This is a genomic window from Corynebacterium sp. MSK041 (assembly GCF_030232265.1).
GTDB lineage: Bacteria > Actinomycetota > Actinomycetes > Mycobacteriales > Mycobacteriaceae > Corynebacterium.
Genome location: NZ_JASPJK010000016.1, coordinates 22850 through 28883 on the forward strand (window position 1 = coordinate 22850; position 6034 = coordinate 28883).

At 61.1% G+C, this 6034-nt stretch carries 4 protein-coding genes; 1 reads left to right on the forward strand and 3 read right to left on the reverse strand.

Annotated elements, in window-relative coordinates; genetic code table 11:
• Positions 1–3: 3 nt before the first annotated feature.
• From QP968_RS10155 to gabT, 3 genes are read right to left on the reverse strand one after another with little or no spacing between them, the layout of a single operon-like run.
• A complete protein-coding gene (locus tag QP968_RS10155; protein ID WP_284856300.1) occupies positions 4–1242 on the reverse strand; it encodes a YkvI family membrane protein in 1239 nt (412 codons plus the stop codon).
• A 38-nt stretch (positions 1243–1280) separates the two neighbouring features.
• Complete coding sequence (locus QP968_RS10160) at positions 1281–2738, reverse strand: NAD-dependent succinate-semialdehyde dehydrogenase (protein ID WP_284856301.1); 1458 nt, start codon at positions 2736–2738, stop codon at positions 1281–1283.
• 31 nt (positions 2739–2769) lie between these two features.
• Positions 2770–4080, reverse strand: a complete 1311-nt coding sequence (gabT, locus tag QP968_RS10165; protein WP_284856302.1) for a 4-aminobutyrate--2-oxoglutarate transaminase — start codon at positions 4078–4080, stop codon at positions 2770–2772.
• Between the two features lie 150 nt (positions 4081–4230).
• On the opposite strand from gabT, the gene QP968_RS10170 reads away from it, so the two are divergent.
• The gene (locus tag QP968_RS10170) at positions 4231–5670 is read left to right on the forward strand and encodes a helix-turn-helix domain-containing protein (protein WP_284856303.1); all 1440 of its coding nucleotides are present in this window, start codon (positions 4231–4233) and stop codon (positions 5668–5670) included.
• Positions 5671–6034: the final 364 nt, after the last annotated feature.

Here is a 6034-nt window from a genome sequence, read left to right on the forward strand (position 1 = left end):
TACCTAGTTCTTCTTGGTGTCTTTCGCGGCTTGGGTTGCCTGCTCCAACTCTTCGATGAACTTGTCATCCTCAATATTGGAGCGCCGGGCGGAGTCTTGCAGCATGTTCCACTGAGAATCCGGTACGGCTTCGGCGCTGCCGTGCCAGAACAAAAGCCTCCGTGCTTCCCTGCGCAGGGAGATCTCCTTCTTCAACTCGTGCCGGTGAGTCCACCACGCCCAACCGATGATGACCATGATGAGCAGACCCATGTAGCCCAGGATCGGGTACACCCAGCCGATGAGGTTGCTGAAGCCGATGAAGCTGAGCACGAAACCGATGAGCACGGTGGCCACGTAGATGGGGTAGAAGTTCTTCGGCTTGTTGCGGGCTAGGCGCTTGCCAAAGGCGTAGAACATGCCGATCGCGGTGTTGTAGATCATGCCGTAGATGGCAAACGTCATGACCAGGCCGAGCGCTGGGTTGATCGCGGTGATCATGGCCTGCGTGGGCATCTCATTGTCCTGGACGGTGTCCACGCTGAGGTACAGGGAGGTGACCAACATGGCCAGCAGGAGCAGGAAGCAAGCACCGCCAGCCAGGCCACCCCATCCCGCTTCACGCGGGTCAAAGAGGTTGCCGCCGATGACGATGGCCATGGACACACCGACGATGATCTGCAGACCAATACTGTTAATGGCAGCTACCCACCAGTTAGGCAGGGTGGTAGGAATCTGTGTTGCCTGCTCGTGCAGGGTGGAAAAGTCCGGCTCTGCGGTGGCGATGGTCCAGATGGTGGCAATGGCGATCATGACGATGATCAGCGGCGTAATCGCACCAATGGCCACCGTCACCTTGTCCACGTCCAGCAGACCAGTGAGCAGAACCAGCATGAGCATGATGGTCGCGCCGACCCAGACCGGCCAACCGAACTGCTGGTTCAGGTTCGCGCCCGCACCGGCGAACATGGCGAAGCCGATGCAGAACAAGCACACCAGGGTCGCGGCATCAAGGATCTTGGACACGATCGGCCCGGAGATAGCGTCAAACACGCTGGTGTGTTCTTTCGCGCGGTGGTAGCTACCCAGCTGCAGCATGGCAAAGCCGGTGAGCGTCAACGCGAGGGAAGTGATGAACGCACCGAGCAGGCCCCAGTTACCAAAAGCAACGAAGTACTGGAGCGATTCACGTCCGGAGGCAAAGCTTGCGCCGACCAGAACGCCGACGAAAGCCATTGCAATCTCAAACACTCTGAGTTTCATGGGTGTGGCCCTTTCTGTGGGTTGGTGGTGAGCAGGGGTTAGGAGCCGATGTAGCGGATGTCCAGGTATTCCTCGATGCCTTCGATACCTCCTTCGCGCCCGAAGCCGGACTGCTTGATGCCACCAAACGGGGCGGCAATATCGGTGATCATGCCGCGGTTGATACCCACCATTCCGGCGGCGAGTTCCTTGGCAAAGCGTTGGCATGTGTGCACGTTCTCGGAGAAGGCGTAGGACGCCAAACCAAACTCGGTATCGTTGGCTTTCTCAATCGCCTCATCCAGAGTGCTGAAGGTGCTCACGGTGGCTACCGGGCCGAAGATCTCCTCGCGCAGGATGCGTGCATCCGCTGGGATGCCACTCAGCACGGTCGGCGGGTAGAAGTACCCGGTCTGCTCCGGCACTTCGCCGCCACGGTGGACGGTGGCGCCGGCCTCCACCGTTTCGGTGACCAGCGCATGGATGCGTTCACGCTGCGCGGCGGTGATCATGGGGCCCAAGGTCGTGTCCTCTTCCAGGCCGTTGCCCATGACCACCTTGTCCATCTTTTCGGTCAGGCGCTGCGTGAACTCACTGGCAATGGATTCGTGCACGAGGAAGCGGTTGGCTGCCACGCACACCTCACCGCCGTTGCGGAGTTTCGCCTGCATAGCGCAGCTGAGTGCGAGCTCCATGTCCGCGTCTTCCGCTACCACGAAGGGGGCGTTGCCCCCCAACTCCATCGATGCGCGCTGCAGGTTCTGCGCGGACTGCCGCATGAGGATCTTGCCCACTGCGGTGGAACCGGTGAAGGTGATCTTGCGCAGGCGGGCATCCGCCATCAACGTCTCGGACAGCTCCGCGGCGTGGGTGGTGGGAAGGATTTGGATGAGGTCCCGCGGGGCGCTGAAACGCTCCAGCACATCAGCGATAACCTGGCCCAGCAACAGCATGGACAGCGGAGTCTCCGCGGCGGGCTTCACCAGCACCGGGCAACCAGCAGCCAGCGCCGGGGCGATCTTGCGCGCGCCCATAGCCAGCGGGAAATTCCACGGAGTGATGGCCAGCACCGGGCCTACCGGGGTGCGCGTCACCACAATGTCACCAGCACCTGCCGGGGACTGCGCGTAGCGGCCCGGGATACGCACGGCCTCCTCGCCGAACCAGCGGAAATAATCCGCCGTATTCGCTGTCTCACCACGTGCCTCAATGAGCGGCTTGCCCATCTCCAGGGTCATCGTGCGCGCGAATTCTTCCTGGCGCGCCATGATCTCCTTGTAGATCGCGTGGCAAATGTCCGCCTTCTTCCGCGGCGTGAACGCAACGTAGGCTTTTTGCGTTTCGACGGCCCGAGCAAGCGCCCCAAGCCAATCCTCCGCCTCCGTGTTCACCACGTGCGCAATGGTTTTTTCCGTGGCAGGGTTCACTACATCAAAATGCTCACGGCGTGCGGAGGTATCTGCACGGGGATCCAGCGGCAGATCGGTGGGCAGCTGAGGATCTTTGAACAAGCTCATAATCGTGTCACTCCTTGGGTGTACGCAGTGGCTAGAAGGTGTTCTTCAACGCGGCCACGAGGATCTCCAACCCCTCGTTCAACAGCGCCTCCGGGATCACCAGCGGTGGCAGAAGACGGATGACATTCCCATCAACACCACAGGTCAGGGTGATCACACCCTGCTCCCGGCAGGCGTTAGCCACAGCTGCGGTGCGCTCTGCCGTATCCAACTCAATGGCCATCATGGCGCCACGGCCACGCACATCCTTGACCTCCTCATATGCCAGCAGTGGCTCGAGGTGGGTGCGGATGATGGCCTCAATCTCGCGGGCGCGACCACACAGATCGTTCTCCTCGATCTCCTCAAACACAGCCATCGCTGCCGCACAGGCCAGCGGGTTTCCGGCGTACGTGCCGCCCAGCGCGCCGGGGCCAGGAGCATCCATGATCTCGGCGCGGCCGGTCACAGCGGACAGGGGCATGCCGTCCGCAAGCGCCTTGGCGGAGGTGATCAGGTCCGGCTCCACACCCTCGTGGTTGCAGGCGAACATCTCGCCGGTGCGGGCCAGGCCTGCCTGGATCTCATCGGCCACGAAGACCACGTTGTTCTCGCGGCACCACTTCAGGATGGCCGGGATGAAGCCCTCCGCCGGCTCAATGAAGCCGCCCTCGCCTTGAATGGTTTCCAGGACCACGCACGCTAGGTTCTCCACACCGATCTGACCCTCCAGCACGCGGATCGCGCGGTCAGCTGCCTCCTGGCCGGACAGGCCATCACGCAGCGGGTAGGACATGGGCAGCCGGTGAACATCGGAGGCGAACGGGCCAAAGCCAGTCTTGTACGGCTTGTTCTTGGCCGTCATGGCAAGCGTGAAGTTCGTACGGCCGTGGTAGGCATTATCAAACGTGGCCACGGCGAATTTGCCGGTGTGCGCGCGGGCGATTTTCACCGCATTCTCCACGGCCTCCGCACCGGAGTTGAACAGCGCAGTCTTCTTCGGGAAGTCGCCCGGGGTCAGCTCATTGAGCTTCTCGCACACGTCGATGAAACCTTCGTAGCCGGTGACCAGGAAGCAGGTGTGGGTGAACTTCTGAGCCGCCTCTGTGATAGCAGCGGTCACGCGCGGATTGGACACACCTACCGAGGTCACGGCGATGCCGGAGGCGAAGTCGATGAGGGAGTTCCCGTCGACGTCGATAAGCACCCCGCCATCACCATCCACGATGTAACGCGGAAGGCCGGGCACCAATGCCCGCGCGACAGCGTGCCCGCGACGCGCGTCCAGGTGGGCATTGTCCCCCTCCGTGGGTGCGCTCGTGATGGTGCGCTTCTGCGGGAGGCGGTAGGTGAGGTCTTGCATGATCACTCCTTCTGTACTGAGGACTTAGTGGACTTAGTGTTGCCGAACCAGTATGTGGGGAAGAAGGTGATGTCCGTCATGTACAGTGTGGCGAAAAACAAGACCAAACTTGTACACGATGGAGATTGTGGGATGTTTCCTTTTAGTTTTTTGACCAAAAATTCTCACCTCGGCGTCACCGAAATTGTCTCCGCACGCACTACCAGCTTCTCCGTCGTACAAACCAACGAGCTGGAAGCCCCCGAGCACTTCATCCAGCCCGAATCCTTCGTGCTCACCGTCGGCGCCGCCTTCCGTGACCGTGCCGAGGAGCTCCCTACCTACATCGCGCACCTCGCCGAACAAGGTGCCGTGGCCGTGGGCTTTGGCATCAGCGATGTTTTTGATACTGTTCCCCAACCCGTCATCGACAGCGCCCGGAAACACAACATTGGCCTGTACGAAGTGTCACGCCCCGTGCCGTTTTCGCGCATTGTCAGCGCTGTCTACGAAGAACAACACCGTCGCTCCACCGCCGAACAACACCAACGCGCCTACGCCCAACAGCAACTCTTGCAGGCGCAGGAAAAACTCACCCGCACCGCCATTTCCGGCGACATGAAAGCGCTCACCCGCGACGTTGCGGAGTCCCTCGAAGCGCGCGTAGCAATTTCCGACGCGAACGGCCGCACCATCGCCGAACAAGTAGCCCGCAGCTACAACGCGATGAAAAAGACCTACGCCACCACATACAAAATCAGCTCCGAGACCCAACAGCCCTACACCGTGGACGTCACCTCCACGCGCGTGATCACGGGGGAGAACCGCTCACTCATCCGCCACTACGCCGGACTGGCAGCAGCACTGCTTTCCCGGCCAGCCCAACTCCGGCGGGTACACAACCAGATCAACTCTTATGCGCTACGCATCCAACTGGGCATTAAGGACGCTGAGGAGCTCTATGCCGACAGCGTCGACGCCCCCGTGGACGCTGATGGCTTTGCCCGCCCGATTGTCATCGCCACCCAATCGCGGCGGGCCATGCACACAGTCCTAGGCACCCTCGACCGGCAGGCCCACAAACGCGATCAACTGCTCCACGCCCTACACCTGACTGAAACAGCATTCCTCCTGGTTGTCCGCCCCGAAGTCAATGTCCGCAATGTGCTCGATGACCTCGGCGAACACCGCTCTCGTGTGCGCGTTGCCGCGGGCAGCCCCGTGGTCCTTGCCGGCCTCACCCCTGAACACGTGGATCAGCTCGAAGCTCGCACCCGCACCCTCCGCCCTGGGGATGTTTCCTACACCAATGACTCCACGCTGCCGTGGCTCCATGAGCCCGCTGTGACCCAAGCTCTGGCCGCCCGCCGCGAAGAAATCTTTGGCCGCCTAGCCAGACACGATGCCATCCACGGCACTGACCTGGAGAAAACCCTCGCCGTTTTTCTCCGCCACAGCGCCCAGCTGGCCAACACCGCCGACGCCCTCGGCGTGCATCGGCACACCGTGCGCACCCGTATCGAGAAAATCCAGAACCTATGCGAGATCAGCCTGGACAACCCCGCGCATTTCTCGGAGGCCTACTTGGCCATGACGGCGTTCGATGGGTAGTGCTACGGCCCTTAACGTCCGCCCGATACTCCAGTTTGACTATCGTGCCGAAGCCCGATCCGCGACCTGGTGTTTTGCGCCGCGCGCGCCGCGATAGTCAAACCGCACCCCTGGGGCTCGGAGCTCTCATCCGAGAAATCTGACACCCCGCCCGCACCCCAAAAACGCGAAAACCCCGTGACCTGGCATTTGGCTTAAGGGTCAAAAAGTGTGTCTGAATTGGGCGATTTCCAGTAGGTGACCTGCATTAACGCCAAAAGTATATGCTCTGCAGGCGTATATCTGGGCCATCGTCGCTCAATCCACGGTGTGGCTGTCGCAATGTGCTAAGCAGCGGTGGTTCGGTTACCCAATGCCAAAGAAC

What these genes read in the sequence shown, in the direction of transcription:
- QP968_RS10160 (WP_284856301.1), bottom strand. Translation starts at nt 2,738, where the DNA reads ATGAGCTTGTTCAAAGATCCTCAGCTGCCCACCGATCTGCCGCTGGAT.
- QP968_RS10155 (WP_284856300.1), bottom strand. Translation starts at nt 1,242, where the DNA reads ATGAAACTCAGAGTGTTTGAGATTGCAATGGCTTTCGTCGGCGTTCTG.
- gabT (WP_284856302.1), bottom strand. Translation starts at nt 4,080, where the DNA reads ATGCAAGACCTCACCTACCGCCTCCCGCAGAAGCGCACCATCACGAGC.